General features: G+C 50.9%; 11 protein-coding genes and 3 tRNA genes. 6 read left to right on the forward strand and 8 right to left on the reverse strand.

Features of this window, described 5'->3' with window-relative positions; all coding sequences use genetic code 11:
- Positions 1–19 precede the first annotated feature (19 nt).
- The 3 genes from L4C36_RS17335 to L4C36_RS17345 form a co-directional block, all read right to left on the reverse strand.
- Positions 20–104, reverse strand: a tRNA-Tyr gene (locus tag L4C36_RS17335).
- 53 nt (positions 105–157) lie between these two features.
- Positions 158–242: transfer RNA gene (locus tag L4C36_RS17340), tRNA-Tyr, on the reverse strand.
- 130 nt (positions 243–372) lie between these two features.
- A tRNA-Tyr gene (locus L4C36_RS17345) sits at positions 373–457 on the reverse strand.
- Between the two features lie 236 nt (positions 458–693).
- Here L4C36_RS17345 and L4C36_RS17350 point away from each other — a divergent pair.
- The 4 genes from L4C36_RS17350 (at position 694) to aroC (ending at position 7,814) form a co-directional block, all read left to right on the forward strand.
- A complete protein-coding gene (locus L4C36_RS17350) occupies positions 694–1,788 on the forward strand; it encodes an efflux RND transporter periplasmic adaptor subunit (RefSeq protein ID WP_428479060.1) in 1,095 nt (364 codons plus the stop codon).
- Positions 1,788–4,916 carry a multidrug efflux RND transporter permease subunit gene (locus L4C36_RS17355; RefSeq protein ID WP_428479061.1) on the forward strand — a complete coding sequence of 1,043 codons (3,129 nt, stop codon included), beginning with the start codon at positions 1,788–1,790 and terminating at the stop codon, positions 4,914–4,916. The genes L4C36_RS17350 and L4C36_RS17355 overlap by 1 nt, the downstream gene beginning before the upstream one ends.
- Positions 4,917–5,233: 317 nt before the next feature.
- On the forward strand, positions 5,234–6,463 hold the full coding sequence (gene rluF, locus L4C36_RS17360; protein WP_428479062.1) for a 23S rRNA pseudouridine(2604) synthase RluF: 1,230 nt from the start codon (positions 5,234–5,236) through the stop codon (positions 6,461–6,463).
- Positions 6,464–6,728: 265 nt separating this feature from the next.
- On the forward strand, positions 6,729–7,814 hold the full coding sequence (gene aroC / locus L4C36_RS17365) for a chorismate synthase (protein WP_428479063.1): 1,086 nt from the start codon (positions 6,729–6,731) through the stop codon (positions 7,812–7,814).
- 191 nt (positions 7,815–8,005) lie between these two features.
- On the opposite strand, the gene L4C36_RS17370 is transcribed toward aroC, so the two are convergent.
- The 5 genes from L4C36_RS17370 to L4C36_RS17390 all read right to left on the reverse strand — a co-directional run bounded on the left by L4C36_RS17370 (position 8,006) and on the right by L4C36_RS17390 (position 13,469).
- Positions 8,006–8,650 carry a trimeric intracellular cation channel family protein gene (locus L4C36_RS17370; protein ID WP_428479064.1) on the reverse strand — a complete coding sequence of 215 codons (645 nt, stop codon included), beginning with the start codon at positions 8,648–8,650 and terminating at the stop codon, positions 8,006–8,008.
- A 314-nt stretch (positions 8,651–8,964) separates the two neighbouring features.
- Positions 8,965–10,266 carry an outer membrane protein transport protein gene (locus L4C36_RS17375; protein ID WP_428479065.1) on the reverse strand — a complete coding sequence of 434 codons (1,302 nt, stop codon included), beginning with the start codon at positions 10,264–10,266 and terminating at the stop codon, positions 8,965–8,967.
- 388 nt (positions 10,267–10,654) lie between these two features.
- On the reverse strand, positions 10,655–11,911 hold the full coding sequence (locus L4C36_RS17380) for an outer membrane protein transport protein (protein WP_428479066.1): 1,257 nt from the start codon (positions 11,909–11,911) through the stop codon (positions 10,655–10,657).
- A gap of 282 nt (positions 11,912–12,193) precedes the next feature.
- The gene (locus tag L4C36_RS17385) at positions 12,194–12,910 is read right to left on the reverse strand and encodes a DUF3379 domain-containing protein (protein ID WP_428479067.1); all 717 of its coding nucleotides are present in this window, start codon (positions 12,908–12,910) and stop codon (positions 12,194–12,196) included.
- Positions 12,903–13,469 carry a sigma-70 family RNA polymerase sigma factor gene (locus tag L4C36_RS17390; RefSeq protein ID WP_428479068.1) on the reverse strand — a complete coding sequence of 189 codons (567 nt, stop codon included), beginning with the start codon at positions 13,467–13,469 and terminating at the stop codon, positions 12,903–12,905. Before L4C36_RS17390 ends, L4C36_RS17385 begins: the two co-directional genes overlap by 8 nt.
- A gap of 515 nt (positions 13,470–13,984) precedes the next feature.
- Here L4C36_RS17390 and fadI point away from each other — a divergent pair.
- Positions 13,985–15,295 (forward strand): acetyl-CoA C-acyltransferase FadI, encoded by a 1,311-nt coding sequence (gene fadI / locus L4C36_RS17395; protein ID WP_428479069.1) that lies wholly within the window; start codon positions 13,985–13,987, stop codon positions 15,293–15,295.
- Positions 15,296–15,354: 59 nt separating this feature from the next.
- Positions 15,355–17,490 (forward strand): fatty acid oxidation complex subunit alpha FadJ, encoded by a 2,136-nt coding sequence (fadJ, locus tag L4C36_RS17400; protein ID WP_428479098.1) that lies wholly within the window; start codon positions 15,355–15,357, stop codon positions 17,488–17,490.
- Positions 17,491–17,508 lie beyond the last annotated feature (18 nt).

The raw sequence follows: 17,508 nt of genomic DNA on the forward strand, positions 1-17,508 counted from the left end.
GCGCATTTCTTTAAAATGATGGTGGAGGGAGAAGGATTCGAACCTTCGAAGGCAGAGCCGTCAGATTTACAGTCTGATCCCTTTGGCCACTCGGGAACCCCTCCACGGGGTGTTACATTGTTACAGCCAGAAACGCCGGAGCATTTCTTTAAAATAATGGTGGAGGGAGAAGGATTCGAACCTTCGAAGGCAGAGCCGTCAGATTTACAGTCTGATCCCTTTGGCCACTCGGGAACCCCTCCACGGGGTAATGCGTTTTTGGGCAATTCATTATTGGATAAAACCAATAAGAGATAAATCAATCGGGCTAGTGACTGATTGTTGCCGGAAAGGCGTACCATACACTAAGTAAGGAACAGCTTTCAAGAATAATGGTGGAGGGAGAAGGATTCGAACCTTCGAAGGCAGAGCCGTCAGATTTACAGTCTGATCCCTTTGGCCACTCGGGAACCCCTCCACGGAGTGCGGGGCGAATATTAGCAAACCATTGGCAACTGTAAACCTTTTTCATCATAATTTTGTGTTGTTTGCTGCTATTTTCATCATGTTGTCGATTGCGGGGGCGTTATGGCGGAGTGAACCGTCGTTTAGCGCAAGGTGTAAACGTATTATTGCTTTTCTTTACACTTCTTTACCGCGCGAAAGCCGCGCTTCCGTTATTATTCGCGCAGAATATTTTTGATGGGTTTGAGCATGAAAAAAGTCCTTGTTGCGGCATTAGTGACAGCGGCATTGTCCGGTGGCAGTTATTTCTACTTTCACGGTACCTCGATTGCGGCAGAGCAACCTGCCGGTCCGGGCGCAGGACGTGCGATCCCGGTGACCACGGGGCAGGTTGCTTCTCATCCGGTGGCACAGTCATTATCGTTGGTCGGCAAACTGGCCGCGCAGCGTTCAGTCAATGTGGCGACACAGGTTGCTGCCCGCATCGATGATATCGTGGTGGGCGTGAATACCACCGTGAAAAAGGGCGAACTGCTCATCCAACTGGATGATGCGCGCGTGCAAGCGGCATACGCCGAAGCGCAAGCGTATTTAGCGGATGAAAAGCGCAAATTGGGTGAGTTCAAGCGTCTGTCGAATCGTGGCGCGATCACCCAAACAGAAATTGATGCACAACAAGCCAGTGTCAGCATTGCTCAAGCCCGTTTAAAAGCGGCTAAAGCTGATTTGGATGATCATGCCATTTTGGCGCCGTTTGATGGCACCGTTGGCTTGATTGATTTCAGTGAAGGTCACATGCTCAGTGCCGGTAGCGAGCTGTTCTCTCTCGATGATCTCTCTTTAATGCGCTTGGATATTCAGGTGCCAGAGCAATACCTCTCTTTCTTAGCCAAAGGCATGCGTGTTGACGCGACCAGTCAGGCTTGGCCAGATCACGCGTTTAGCGGCACGATTCAAGCGGTGGACTCTCGTGTTCAGGCGGATTCGTTGAATATTCGCATCCGCGTGGTGTTCGACAATGCCAATGGCAAACTCAAACCTGGCATGCTGATGGCGGCCAATATTGCCTTTACCCCGCAAGATGAGGCGGTGATCCCCGTGCAAGCGCTGGAATATTCCGGCACCAAACGTTTTGTGTATCTGGTGGATGAAGCCGGTAAAGCCCATCGCACGGAAGTAACGCTGGGTGCCCGCGTGGAAGATGAAGTTGTGATTGAGTCGGGTATTAAGATTGGCGATCGCATTGTGGTGCAAGGGTTAGTGAATATGCGCGACGGTGTGAAAGTGAACGACTTGATGGCGACAACGCCGGGAAAGCAGAAAAAGCAGGGAGATAAAGCCTGATGTGGTTGTCAGATGTCTCGGTAAAGCGTCCGGTTGTCGCCATTGTGTTGAGCTTGCTGCTGTGTGTGTTCGGTGCGGTGTCGTTCTCGAAGCTGTCTGTGCGAGAAATGCCCGATGTCGAAAACCCAGTGGTCAGCGTCTCGACCAGTTATAAAGGGGCATCCGCCTCGATCATGGAAAGCCGGATCACCACGGTGCTGGAAGATCAGTTGTCGGGGATCAGCGGAATCGAAAATATCACCTCAACCACCCGTAATGGTTCATCGCGAATCCAAATTGAATTTGAGATGGGCTGGGATCTGACCGAAGGGGTCAGTGATGTGCGTGATGCAGTGTCCCGTGCGCAGCGTCGTCTGCCGGACGAAGCCGATGATCCGGTGGTGTCGAAAGACAACGGTTCGGGGGAGCCGGCGGTGTACGTTAACCTGACCTCAAGTACCATGGATCGCTCTCAGCTGACCGATTATGCCGAACGTGTGCTGATGGATCGCTTTAACCTGATCAATGGCGTTAGTTCCGTGGATCTCAGCGGTGCTTTGTACCGCGTGATGTACGTGAAATTGCAGCCTGCGCAAATGGCCGGCCGTGGTGTCACCAGCAACGACATTGTCAATGCGTTGAATGACGAAAACGTTGAACTGCCTGGCGGTGAAGTGCGTAACGACACCACGACCATGTCTGTGCGTACCGCGCGTCTTTACCGTACCGCGCAAGATTTTGAATACTTGGTGGTACGTACCGCTGAAGATGGCTCGCCTATCTATTTAAAAGATGTGGCCAAAGTGGCCATCGGCGCGCAGAACGAAAATGCTACCTTCAAAAATAACGGTGTTGCGAACTTAAGCTTGGGTATCGTCACCATGACCGATGCCAATCCGCTGAACGTGGCGGATGATGTGTACGCAGAAGTGGATCGTATGCAGCGCTTTTTGCCTGCGGGGACCGAGTTGTACGTAGACTATGACTCCACCGTGTTTATCGACCGTTCGATTCAGGAAGTCTACAGCACCTTATTTGTCACCGGCTTGCTGGTGGTTCTGGTGTTATACATCTTCATCGGTCAGGCACGCGCGACCTTGATCCCGGCCGTGACGGTGCCGGTATCTCTGATCTCTGCCTTTATGGTGGCGTACTTTTTAGGTTTTTCCATCAACTTACTGACCTTGATGGCCTTGATTCTGGCGATCGGTTTGGTGGTGGATGATGCTATCGTGGTGGTGGAAAACATCTATCACCATATCGAGAAAGGCGAACCGCCTCTACTTGCAGCGTATAAAGGTACCCGTGAGGTGGGCTTTGCCGTGGTGGCGACCACCGTCGTGTTGGTGATGGTGTTCCTGCCTATCTCCTTTATGGATGGCATGGTCGGGCCGCTGTTTACCGAGTTCTCGGTACTGTTAGCCGTTGCGGTGATTTTCTCTTCTATTGTGGCGTTGACGTTAAGTCCGGTACTGGGCAGTAAACTGCTCAAAGCGAACGTGAAACCGAGTGCGTTCAATGTGTTCATTGATCGTATGTTCGGCAAGTTAGAGTGTGGCTACCGTAAAGTGGTAACGGCTTCTGTACGCTACCGTTACGTGGCCCCGGTGATCATTCTCGGCTTTATCGGCTTGAGCGTGGTGATGATGAAAATGGTGCCCGCGCAGTTAGCCCCGCAAGAAGACCGTGGCGTGATCTTCGCGTTTGTAAAAGGCGCAGAAGGCACCAGTTACAACCGCATGGTGGGCAATATTGAAGAGGTAGAAAGCCGCTTATTGCCGATGGTCGGTCAAGGTGTACTGAAATCTGTGTCTATTCAGACGCCAGCGTTTGGTGGTCGAGCAGGGGATCAGACGGGCTTTGTGATCATGCAGTTGGAAAACTGGGAAGATCGCGACATGAGTGCGACCGATGCCCTCGGCATGGTGCGCAAAGCCCTGCAAGGGATCCCGGATATTCGCGTATGGCCCTTCATGCCGGGCTTCCGTGGCGGTTCGTCTGAACCTGTGCAGTTCCTGCTAAACGGTGCGGATTATGAAGAACTGTTCAAGTGGGCGACGGAACTGAAAGTGCTGGCAGAAGACAGCGGCATGATGGAAGGGGTTGACTTGGACTATGCCGAAACCACGCCAGAATTGGTGGTATCAGTGAATCGCCCGCGTGCGGCAGAGCTGGGGATTCCGGTGTCTGATATTGCAGAAACGCTGGAAATCATGTTGGGTGGCCGCAGTGAAACCACGTTTGTCGATCGCGGAGAAGAGTACGATGTGTATCTACGTGGTGATGAAAACAGCTTCAACAATGCCACCGATCTGAGCCAGATTTATGTGCGTACCAAAACCGGTCAGTTGATCACCTTAGAGTCGGTCGCGACGGTCGAAGAAGTGGCGTCAGCGCAGCGTCTGAGTCACAACCAAAAGCAGAAATCGATCACACTGAAAGCGAACCTGACAGCCGGTTACACTTTGGGTGAAGCTCTGGATTTCTTGGATAATGAAGCCATTGAACGCCTGCCAAGTGATATCGTGATTGATTACGGCGGTGAATCGAAGGATTTCCGTGAAAACCAGAGCAGTATTCTGATGGTGTTCGGGTTGGCATTATTGGTGGCGTACTTGGTACTGGCCGCGCAGTTTGAAAGCTTCATTAACCCGATGGTGGTGATGCTGACGGTGCCTATGGGGATCTTCGGCGGCTTGGCGGGCTTGTTAGTGATGGGACAAAGCCTCAACATCTTCAGTCAAATCGGCATGATCATGTTGATCGGTATGGTGACCAAAAACGGCATCCTGATTGTCGAGTTTGCCAACCAGCTGCGTGACAAAGGGGTTGCGTTTGAACAAGCGATCATTGATGCCTCTGAGCGTCGTCTGCGCCCGATTTTGATGACCGCGTTCACCACCTTGTTTGGGGCGGTGCCGTTGATTTTCTCAACGGGTGCGGGTTCAGAAAGCCGCATTGCCGTGGGCACCGTGGTGTTCTTCGGCATGGCCTTCGCGACGTTAGTGACACTGATTGTGATCCCTGCGATGTACCGTTTGATGTCAGGTAACACGCAATCGCCAGGCTATGTGGCCGAGCAGTTGGAGCAAGCGTTGTTGGAGCATAACCCCGCTCACGAGGAGCAGGGTCAAGCGACACCGCGCTAATGCGGTGCGGGTAAGCGTGATAGATACGGTGAGTTCCCTTCACTCTTGATAATCGCCCGTTTTTGATAACAGCCTGCTTTGCCTTATGGGTGAAGCAGGTTTTTTTATGGTAAGCACCGAGAGCTTAGAATCTCGTAGCGAGTTTTCGAGTTTTCGAGTTTTCGAGTTTTCGAGTGTCTAGGGAAGGGGGAAGTGCAAGAAAAGCGGTTTTCTTTCCTTATGGGATCAGCTCTTGTTAGAATGGCGGCCACATAGCCAAGCTATAATACTTATCTAACCTTGATCGCGTTGCGAAACGCTTAGTGTAGAAGAACATCATGTCTCAGAATCAGCCTCAAGATACAGTCGGCCAAGCCGTGCGTTTGAACAAATTTATCAGTGATACAGGCTATTGCTCACGCCGTGAGGCGGACAAGCTTATTGATCAAGGAAGGGTGACCATCAATGGCGAAGTGCCAGAGATGGGGTTGAAAGTCATGCCGGGTGATGACGTACTGGTTGACGATAAGCCGCTGCGTACAAAGGAAGCGCCGATTTATATCGCGTTGAATAAGCCAACCGGGATCACCTGTACCACGGAACGCCATATTCAAGACAATATCATTGACTTTATTGGCCACCGTAAGCGTATTTTCCCGATCGGTCGTTTGGATAAACCGTCTGACGGTTTGATCTTCCTGACCAACGACGGCGACATCGTGAATAAGATCCTGCGCGCGGGTAACTCACACGAGAAAGAATACGTGGTGCGTGTGGATAAGCCGATCACGGACGAGTTCATCGCAAAGATGGCCTCTGGTGTAGAAATTCTTGATACCGTTACACTGCCGTGCCAAGTTACGAAAGAAACGAATTACTCGTTCCGCATCACCCTGACGCAAGGTCTGAACCGTCAGATCCGCCGTATGTGTGAAGCGTTGGGTTACGACGTTTTCAAACTGCGCCGCGTGCGTATCATGAACATCAGTATTGATGGTTTGCCAAACGGCAAATGGCGTTACCTGACGGATGCCGAAATTGCTGAAATTCACAGCATGATTTCTGATTCCAGTAAGACAGAAGAAGCGTCACGTACGGATGCCCACGGGCAGGATATCCAAAAAGCGACGGATGCGAAGCTGTACGATAGCCGTCAGCAAGCCTGTCGTGATGAAGACAAAATCAAATACAAAACGTACGGTGGGAAAAGCGAGTTTAACCGTAAGCCTCAGCACAATGACCGTGACGGTAACCGCTTTGATAACCGCCGTTCAGAGCCGCGTCGTAGCGACAATCGTTACTCAGACAATCGCACGTCTGACAGCCGTTCTTCAGACTACCGTTCTGCGGATAATCGCAGTTCAGAGAGCCGTTCAGCGTCGCGTAATGAAGGGCGTCAAGATCAGCGATCAAACACACGCCAAGACAATGGTCGTGGCCAGGCAGTGCGTCCGGGCCGTGGTGTGCAGCCTGGTCATCAGCGCTCATCTCGTGATGACGAAGCGGGCAGCCAGCGCAATGGCGGCTCAAGCAGCATCAAGAAATGGAAATCAAAGAAAGACGCTTAATATCGGCCTTTCATCCAGTTAAAACAGCGGGTACCTTCGGGTGCCCGTTTTTTTATCCGGTGTTTGGGGGATCACGAAGCAGGATGCCATTTTGCGAATAGAGGGCATAGAACGTTGAAGTTGCCGCGAGAGTGAATCCCGGCTTGCAATCGGTGCGTTGAATTAGCACTATGTACTCATTGATGAAAACAACAGCACACCGAAGGGTGATTGGTCGTTAACACGATGCGTCAAACGCGGTGAGCGATAAAAGACAGAGGAAGTAATGGCAGGCAATACAATAGGACAACTGTTTCGCGTGACCACGTTTGGCGAAAGCCACGGGCTCGCTCTGGGCTGTATCATTGATGGGTGCCCGCCAGGCCTTGCCTTGACGGAAGCCGACATGCAGCACGATCTCGATCGTCGCCGTCCGGGTACCTCAAAATACACGACACAACGCCGCGAACCGGATGAAGTGAAAATTCTGTCGGGGGTGTTTGAAGGACAAACCACCGGTACTTCCATCGGTCTGTTGATTGAAAATACCGACCAACGCTCAAAAGATTACTCCAACATCAAAGACGTGTTCCGTCCGGGGCATGCCGATTACACCTACCACCAAAAGTACGGCGTACGTGATTACCGTGGCGGTGGCCGTTCTTCAGCCCGTGAAACCGCCATGCGTGTAGCCGCTGGCGCAGTGGCCAAGAAGTACCTGAAACAAGTACATGGCATTGAAGTGCGTGCCTACTTGTCGCAGATGGGCGATGTGACGATCGATACGGTAGATTGGGATCAAATTGAGCAAAACGCCTTTTTCTGTCCCGATGCCGACAAGGTTGAGGCACTGGATGCCTTGATCCGCCAGCTAAAGAAAGACGGTGATTCTATTGGCGCGAAGTTGACGGTGGTGGCGCAAAATGTCCCTGTCGGCTTAGGTGAGCCGGTGTTTGATCGCTTAGATGCGGATATCGCCCATTCTTTGATGAGCATTAATGCCGTGAAAGGGGTCGAAATTGGTGATGGCTTTGATGTGATTGCGCAGCGTGGCAGTGAGCACCGTGATGCCATGACGCCAGACGGTTTCAAAACCAACCATGCGGGTGGCATCTTAGGGGGGATTTCCTCTGGCCAAGACATTGTGGCACACATTGCCTTGAAACCGACCTCTAGCATTACCGTACCGGGTGAAACGATTACTCGCCAAGGTGACACCACGGAAGTGATCACCAAAGGGCGTCATGATCCGTGTGTTGGGATCCGTGCCGTGCCGATTGCCGAAGCGATGTTGGCGATCACCTTGATGGATCATCTGCTGCGTCACCGTGGGCAAAATGCGGATGTGGTGACGGAAACGCCGAAGATCTAGAGTCTCGAAGATAAAGAGCGTCGAGATGCCAGAAAAATAGGCTGAGAGACAAAAAGAGCAGGCAATGTGCCTGCTCTTTTTTTTGCGCGCAATGTGCTGCGAAATAAAGACGGTCAACACAAGGGGGAGGTGTGTTGACCGTCGTTTATGGCTTTACCCGTAGACTTTGCCTGAAGATTTAGCTCTGAAACTTAACCCTGAGATTTCGCACTGTCTTGCTTGGCTTCCACGTCATCAAAGTGGAACACCGGCAGACTCCAACTAAATTGTACTGCGGCGACACGGAGACTGAAGCCGACAACCAATGTTGCAATAGTCACGATAGTTTCATCAATGCCCAAGTAAAGCAGGCCGTAATACATCCCGCCGGCAATGAACGCCACAGAAGCGTAGAGCTCTTTATGCAGCACCATCGGTGGACGACGGGTGATTAAATCACGCAGCAAACCACCAAACACGCCCGTCACCACAGCGGCAACAATACAGATCAACGGTGACAGCCCCATGTCCATTGCGACACGGCAACCGATAATGCTAAAGACAATCAAGCCGAGCGAGTCGAGCAAGACAAAGAGTTTGTGAAAACGCACAACCCAAGGGGCGACAAGGGTGGTAAACAGACCTGCAACGCAGGTGATCACCAAGTATTGTGGGTTAGCGACCCAACCTAATGGGTAGTGGCCGAGCAGGATATCTCGCACCGTCCCGCCGCCAATGGCCGTGGCGCTGGCGACCAGCATGACACCAAACCAGTCCATGTGACGCTTACCGGCGGCAAGTGCACCTGTCATGGCTTCCGCCGTGATACCTATGATGTAAAGTGTGGTTAATAGCATGAATAAAATCGATGTTTAAAAGCGTATGCAAAGGATAAACGTATTCTAAGTCTCAGTTTTATCAGCGTCTAATGAATAGATTATGTGTATAGATGAAATAGATTCATGCATTTAAAGGCGGGAAAAACGGCCCTGAGGCCCTATGGAACGTTGACGCTGTCGTGATGTGTGATGTTGTAGAAAGTGAGAGGGTGCGGGAATGGGAGTAAGCGATAAAGAAAAGGGGCAACCAACGTTGCCCCTTTGCAGGATATTATACAGTTTGATGGTATATCGCCCTTAGGGCCACCGTACCATAGAGCCGCTTTTCACATTTAGAAACGGTAGTTCGCCTGAACACCCACTAGCCATACGCTACCGGTGGTTTCACCGGTGATGTTAGCCATGGTGTTGCCGCCCACTTCCAGATCTTCTGTCATTGGTGCATCTTTGGCGATGATGTAGGTAAAGCCTGCATCGAAGTTCAAGTTTTCAGAGTACTGGTAACCAGCACCCACACTTAGCCAGATGCGATCGGTTTCAGGGATCGTCTGGGTACGGTGCTCATCACTGACTGCTGACATGTCGTATGCTACACCAGTACGCAAGGCTAGCTTGTTGGTGTACTGGTACGTCGTACCCACTGCGAAGCGGTAGTTATCTTCCCAGTTTTCTTCTTTGATAAGATCAGTACCTGTACCGTAGCCAGGGATCTTCGCTTCCAGTTTGTCGAAGGTGCTCCAGTCGGTCCAGTTAACGCTTGCGTGCATTGCTAACTTGTCAGTTAGCTGGTGGAAAGAGGCCAATTCAGCGGTGGCAGGTAGGGTCAATGCCATGCTGCCTGGGCGAGTTTGACCGTAGATCACGCCAGACGCTTCGCCTTCTAAGTTCAGATCAACCGCTGAACGGTAGTTGAAGCCGATGCGGTTAGCGTCGTTGATCTGCCATGCGGCACCTAACTGCCAGCCCCATGCGGTGTCTTCACCTTCCATGTATTTCAGGTCTTTGCCTTCCATGGAATTGATCACGCCATCAAGGAACGTGTTGCCAGTGATTGTAGATGGCAGGTTACCCGGTACAGACGCACCAATGTGGCCTTCACCCATCACAAAACGAACACCGGCACCGATGCTGAATTGATCGTTGATCTTGTAAGCGACGTTCGGGTTGATTTCGACAGAGAAAACGTTGGCTTGGTTGCCGAACATGGTACCGATGAAATCACCACCCAGTTCTGTTTCCATGCCGTAGTTAGTGGCAAACGCCAGGCCTAGCGCCCACTGTTCATTCAGACGGTGTGAAAGATAGAAATTAGGAATGACAGCAGCATGCGCGATATCGCCGGCTTTTGTTGATGCTAGCGGTTTACCCATCACGCTCACATCACCTTCTACATCGATATTAGGATCAACATAGATAGCACCCACCGAAATCTGCGTACCTTCAAGGTACGTCAGCATGGCAGGGTTGCGGAATTGTGCGCTGGCGTTATCAGCCATGGCCGCTTCACCGGCAAATGCACGGCCAAGGCCGGTTGCAGAGTATTCTGCCAGCTGGAAACCCGCTGCCATTGTGTTGGCGCTAAAGCCTAGTGCTAAGGCTGCTGCTACAGAAAGCGTAATTTTATTCTTATTCATCAGTCTACAGTGTTCGCTGAAATTCAATAGCGCGGATCATACGCCTTAGAGTAATTGCTTTAAGTTGTTCTTTATAAAATCACTAAATTAAGTATTAAATGCTGGGTTATTTTGTTTTTGTGGTTTTATTAGTGGTAAAAAATAAACAATGAAATCTGGTCGGATGAGATTTCAGCGTACACGTGTGCAAGAGTTCATGCATTTCAGCGACGCCATGTTCACTGAATGGTGTAAAAACTGAATGCGATAGCTGACACAATGGAGAGAGGTTGGGGGGAAATGGGGTGAAAAAGGGCGGAGATGCGGTGAAATCAGCGCTTTTTAAGCAGAAAGTAAAAAGGGAGCTGAGGGCTCCCTTTTATAACACGAAACGATAGTGTTCGCTGAATTAGAATGAACGGCTGTACTGAATACCGTATAGCCATGCATTGGCGCGGGTAGTGGCAGACACATTAGACAGTGGAATCTGAGTACCTGGAACCATTGTAGTCTCAGTTACATCCACATCTTTACCCACAAGGTACGTCACACCAAAGTCGATGTTAGACTTGCTGTCTAGGTGGTACGTGAAGCCGCCTGAGAACCACTGACGATCAGAGTCAGGTACTGAAATAGAGGTTTTCTGGTCTTGGGCGCTGGTGTCGTACATGTAACCGGCACGTAGGGTCCAGTCGTTGTTTAGGTAGTAGGTACCGCCCAGTGCGTAGTGCCAACCGTCTTTCCAGTTGTAGGAGTTTAGCTCAGTGCCACCACTTGTTTCTAGCTTGTCAAAGGCACTCCAACCGATCCACTGTACGCTATAGTGTACGGCGAACTGTTGGTTCAGACGGTGGTAGCCAGAGAACTCGGCCATGTCAGGCAATGGCATTAGGAGTTTTTCGTTGCCCAGATCTTGGCCTTTATAAGACATGTCGCCTTCCGCTTCCAACTCAGGGCTGTAGCGGTAAGACAAACCAAAGCGGTTATCTTCATTCAGTTCAAATACAGTGCCCACGTTCCAACCCAATGCAACGCCATCAGCATCCACATTCAGTAGGTCTTGATTTAATTTAAGAAGGCCTTCAATTTTTTTGTTTGAACGCTGCAATTTACCGGCGCCGTAGATCACGTCTAGACCACCACCCACGCTCCATTGTTCATTAATGCGGTAGGCGGTGCTTAGTGCAATGTTCACACTTTTCACGTCAGTGAGGCCACCGTATTCGTTGGCTGCGTAATTGCTGTCAAATTCAGTCTTGGTACCGAAGTTGGAGTATACGCCTGCACCGACAGTCCATTTTTCATTGATTGGGTGGATGTAGTAAATGTTTGGAACGAGAGAGGTACCACCAATCGATGCATCATCCAGTGACGCAGGGCTAAAGCCGTTAATTAAGCCGCCATGCTCAACATTTTTTACGCTGATATCGGTGCTAACCGCATTCAGACCCAGAGACAGGGCTGGCTTGTCAAACAAGGCCATTGCGGCGGCGTTACGTGACATCACTGATGCGTTATCTGCGATAACTGCATCACCGGCAAACGCACGGCCAAGGCCGGTTGCAGATTGTGCATTCAATTGGAAACCGGCTGCCAGTGCTTGCTGTGACGCCAGGGTGATGGCTGCTGCTACCATCGATTGTGTAAACAGACGCTTCTTGTTCATTTTATAGTTATTCCTAATATTTTTTTTGTTTTGTTCTACGATCGAGCGCAGATTGGGGCAGATTGTATGGGGGCGTAACAACGCATCAAATCTGACCAGTTAGTCAGTTTGTTCAATTTTAACGGTAATCTATTGAATTAAAGGGTTATTTTAAATTTGAGAGACTTGTCAGTGGATTAATAAATCAGCAGGTTCGGCGTTTTTGAGGTCAAAAAGCAGAATTAAGCGGTGTTTTATGAATAAGAGAGTTAAAAGGATACCTTAAAGGTATCCTTTTGAGGGTTAGATCTCCCAATTGAGATCTGACTTCAAGCGTTCTGCGACCGGGGTAACATCTTGCCCTTTTTCCCCGACAACAATGAGATCCGCTTGCTGAATAGGCAGGACAATACCTTGCATGCGATCATCGTTGAATGTGGTGGGCGTGGATCCTGTCGGATTCGGTACAACAAAGACGGTCACCTTTCCTTGCGCAGTGCCTAACACCATGTGCAGTGCATTTTGTTTGCCGAAACCACAATGGTTTACATAATAAATATGGCCGGGCAATTGGTCGAACTGCGAACCAAACGGACTCATTTTGGCATTCACTTGACGCAATGAGACGGCTTCATCAATGTGATCGACAAACGGTGATTCTTGATAGACGTGATCCAGTGCGATTTGCGCCAGTGCGGGTGTCGCGTGCAGTGATGGAGCTGTGGTATTGAATTGGCCCAAGAAGAGTCCAGCAAGGAAAGCGACCGAGGCGGCAAGTCCGATAAACGCAGGTATACGATAGCGTTTCGTGGAAGGCTGACCGGTTTGGTGGAACAAAATGCGATCGGCAAGATCATCGGGCACATCCACTTTCATGGCCTGTTCGAGCTTATTGTCGAGTGCCAGTAACTCGTCAGAGAGTTTACGATTCGCCAATGAGGCGTTACGTGTATCAATCATCTCTGCGCTGTTATCGTTAGGATCTGCCAATAGACGTCGGCGAAATTCTAAATCATCCATTTTGTTGGCCCCTCCGCTCGGATTGTTGTTCTAATTGCTCTTTTAATTGGTTTCTGGCACGAAATAGTCGCGTCATGACGGTGTTACGGTTTAAGCCCAGAATATCGGCAATTTCCTCGCCACTGAACCCCGCCATAATTTGCAGGACTAACGGCTCCCGGTATTCCGGTGCTAACTTCATGATTTGTTGACGAAGCATCTGTTGTTCCAGTTCCGCTTCATTGCCTTGATGCTGGGTATCGGCAATGGCGTAATCATCAATATCCACCAAATCGAGCTGCTTACGCTCGAAACGACGGGCATTTTCACGGCGAAGTATGGTGATCAGCCACGATTTCGCGGCATTATCATCCTGAAGGCTATCTAATGACCGCCATGCGCGTAAACAGGTTTCCTGCACCAAATCTTCAGCAATGTGCTGATCATGGCACAGCCAGTAGGCATAACGGTATAAATCCCGATGCCAAGCCCTCACAAGGGCTTCATATCGTCTTTGTTTATTCATGTCTACAGAGACCGAGGCATCTGGTTTTTTCTTACGAAAAAATTGCTTAATCATAAATTTGCCCATCAACAGGTCGAATCACATCGGTATTTTGTTTGTTTTCGACGTGATCCAGACGATTCATCCAATAATCCGCATTAAAATTGATCTGGTTCAAATTGTGTTTGGCTGAGAAAGCTATAGTAGTCCCTGTCATCTGGTCGTCAGTTGAGGCGTTTGTACCGAGGATTAGGTATACACATCGCGGCTGAGGATCTGTTGAGCAAGATGACAACTTCCTTTTGAAGGCTGACTTTACTTTCTCCTATCAGGCTTGCCTGATTTACAATTGGCTTTAGGTTAATTGACTTATTCTATACATGGATTGCTTTCCGTGTAGATTCTGACCATACCCTTTCGGTATGGTTTTTTTTTATCTTAGCATTGTGTTGTTCACTTTTTATCCTTCTTTTTCTTTACCCCTTTCTCATTTCTTACACTCTTTTTTTGATTGCATTAACAATAGCGTTACACTTATTTGTGGTCTGACCTCTATCGGGAATGCATCATACAATCAATAAGGAGTTGCGATGACACGTCTCCAGAATCTTACTACCTCACACGGTGAACGCATTGCCATTGTCAGTGGATTGCGTACCCCTTTTGCCCGTCAAGCGACCGCGTTTGCAGAGGTGTCGGCATTAGACATGGGGAAAATGGTGGTTAATGGCTTACTGCAACAAACGGATATCGATCCCAAGCTGATTGATCAAGTGGTGTTTGGTCAGGTGATCCAAATGCCGGAAGCGCCGAATATCGCCCGTGAAATCGTACTCGGCACCGGTATGGATGTGGGCACGGATGCGTACAGTGTCACCCGTGCTTGCGCCACCAGCTTTCAGGCCACAGTGAACGTGGCAGAAAGCATTTTGGCCGGCACCATTGATATCGGCATCGCGGGCGGGGCCGATTCCTCTTCGGTGTTGCCGATTGGCGTGTCAAAACGCATGGCCGCCACGCTACTGGCCTTGAGCAAAACCAAAACCTTACGCCAGAGATTGGCGCTACTGCGTACCCTCAGTATGAAAGATCTGATGCCCGTTCCTCCCGCGGTGGCCGAATATTCAACCGGACTCAGTATGGGGCAAACTGCTGAGCAGATGGCCAAAACCCACGGCATCACCCGAGAAGCACAAGATGCTTTCGCTCATCGGTCACACACGCTCGCTGCTCAAGCTTGGCAATCTGGCGTGCTGCAAGACGAAGTCATGACAGCCTTTCCCGCGCCTTATCGGCAGTGGATAGATAAAGACAATAATATTCGTGAAGACAGCACGTTGGCGGCCTATTCCGCGCTGCGTCCGGCATTTGATCGCCAACACGGCAGTGTCACGGCTGCCAATGCGACGCCGCTCACCGACGGTGCCGCCGCCATTTTATTGATGCGGGAAGGACGCGCCAAAGATCTTGGGCTCACGCCGTTAGGTTATCTTCGCTCTTATGCGTTTTCTGCCATTGGCGTCGAGCAGGACATGCTGATGGGGCCCTCCTATGCGACGCCGTTGGCGCTGGATCGGGCGGGGGTGACCTTGTCGGATCTTACCTTGATTGATATGCATGAAGCGTTCGCCGCACAAACTTTGGCGAATGTGAAGATGTTTGCCTCTCGCCAGTTTGCGCAAGCAAACCTTGGCCGTAGTGAGGCCATCGGCGAGATAGACATGGATAAGTTCAATGTACTGGGCGGCTCGATTGCTTACGGCCATCCGTTTGCGGCAACGGGCGCGCGGATGATCACTCAAACGTTACGTGAACTGCAACGACGGGGCGGAGGGTTAGCGCTCAATACCGCGTGTGCGGCAGGGGGCTTAGGGGCGGCAATGATTTTGGAGGCAGAATAATGGCAGAGTTAACTTCTTCAGACGCTTCAAGCTCTTCACGTGCATCAGACGTTTCGCACATGTCACCGCACATCTCAAATAGTGCCTTTTCATTGTCTTACACCGACGACGGCCTGGCGTGGCTGTGCATGGATGTGCCCAATGAGACTATGAATACCCTGCAGTCGGCCTTTGCCGAGCAGGTGAGCGCGGTATTGGCTGAACTGGAAGCACGCAGTGATATTCAGGGCATGGTGGTTTACTCCGGTAAGCCGGATAACTTCATTGCCGGGGCGGATATCCACATGTTAGCGGCCTGCGAAACCGCCGAGGAGGCGCAGGCATTGGCGCAAAAAGGCCAGCAGTTGTTCGCCGCGCTCGAACAGTTACCGTTTCATACGGTGGCGGCGATCCATGGGCCTTGTTTGGGCGGCGGATTAGAGCTGGCGTTGGCGTGCCATAGCCGAGTGTGTACGGATGACCCGATCACCCGCTTAGGTTTACCCGAAGTGCAATTGGGTTTATTACCTGGCTCGGGCGGTACCCAGCGGTTACCGCGCCTGATTGGCGTGGCGGCGGCACTGGATATGATCCTGACAGGTAAAGCATTGCGCGGCAAGAAAGCCAAAAAGTTGGGCGTGGTGGATGATGTTGTGCCACACAGTATTTTGTTAGCGGTAGCGGCTCAGCGGGCGCTGACCCCCAAACCTAAGCGTCATCTGTCGCTCACGGCGCGTGCCATGGGCGGTAATGCGTTAGGGCGCTCACTGGTGTTTGAACAAGCGGCGAAAAAAACGCAGGAAAAAACACGCGGCAATTACCCTGCCACGGTGGCCATTCTGGACGTGGTGAAATTTGGCTTAGAACACGGTGTTGAAAAAGGGCTAGTACGCGAAGCAACATGTTTTGGTGAGTTGGTGATGAGTCCTGAATCTGCCGCCTTACGCAGCATATTTTTTGCCACTACGGCGATGAAAAAAGAGAGCGGCGCAGAGGCTGACCCTCTGCCGATGACACGCATTGGTGTACTGGGCGGGGGCTTAATGGGCGGCGGGATCAGCCATGTCACGGCGGCCAAAGCCGGTTATCCGGTACAGATTAAAGATATTAGCAATGACGGCATTCTCAATGCCATGGCGTATCACTATGGCTTGTTAGACAAGCAACGCAAACGCAAGCTAATACGCAAAACCCACGTGCAGCAGCAGATGCTCAGTGTGTCAGGTGGGATCACCTACCGGGGCTTTGAGCGACTGGATGTGGTGATTGAAGCGGTGTTTGAAGACTTAGCCCTGAAACGCCAAATGGTGCAAGACGTGGAAGCGCAGGCCAAGCCAGAGACCATTTTTGCTACCAACACGTCTTCGTTGCCGATTAATCAGATTGCAGCGGGTGCCGCTCGGCCGGAAAATGTCATCGGTTTGCACTATTTCAGTCCGGTAGAAAAAATGCCGCTGGTGGAAGTGATCCCGCATTCAGGCACCTCAGTACAAACCATTGCGACAATGGTGAAATTGGCCAAGCAACAGGGCAAAACGCCGATCGTTGTCGGAGACAGTGCGGGGTTTTATGTGAACCGTATTCTGGCGCCGTATATGAATGAGGCGGCGCAGATCCTGCTGGCCGGTGAACCTATTGAGCATCTGGATAATGCGCTATTGGATTTTGGTTTTCCGGTAGGGCCGATCACCTTGCTTGATGAAGTGGGGATTGATATCGGTGCCAAGATCACGCCGATTTTAGTGCGTGAATTGGGGGATCGTTTTCAGGGGCCGGATGTGTTTGAAGCCTTGCTCAATGACGGGCGTAAAGGGCGCAAGAGCGGCAAAGGGTTTTATCGCTATAGCAAGCGTGATCAGAGCAAGAAGAAAACGGTCGATAGCAGTGTGTATCAACTGTTAGGGATCCGTCCTGAGCGCAAGACAGAAGGCGCGGTGTTGGCCCTGCGTTGTACTTTGATGATGCTCAATGAAGCGGCCCGCTGTCTTGATGAAGGGGTGATCCGCTCGGTGCGTGATGGGGATATCGGGGCGATTTTTGGTATCGGTTTTCCGCCGTTCTTAGGCGGACCGTTCCGCTATATGGATCAGTTGGGGATCGCCACCGTTGTCGAGCTACTTCATCAACATGCGGATCACTACGGCGAACGCTTCCTGCCTTGTGCACGATTGATCGCCATGGCTCAAGCCGGACAGACGTTTTATTCTGAACAGTGAATAGATTATTGCCTAGGG

This window comes from Photobacterium japonica, assembly GCF_050337005.1.
In the GTDB taxonomy this organism is placed as follows: Bacteria; Pseudomonadota; Gammaproteobacteria; order Enterobacterales; family Vibrionaceae; genus Photobacterium; species Photobacterium japonica.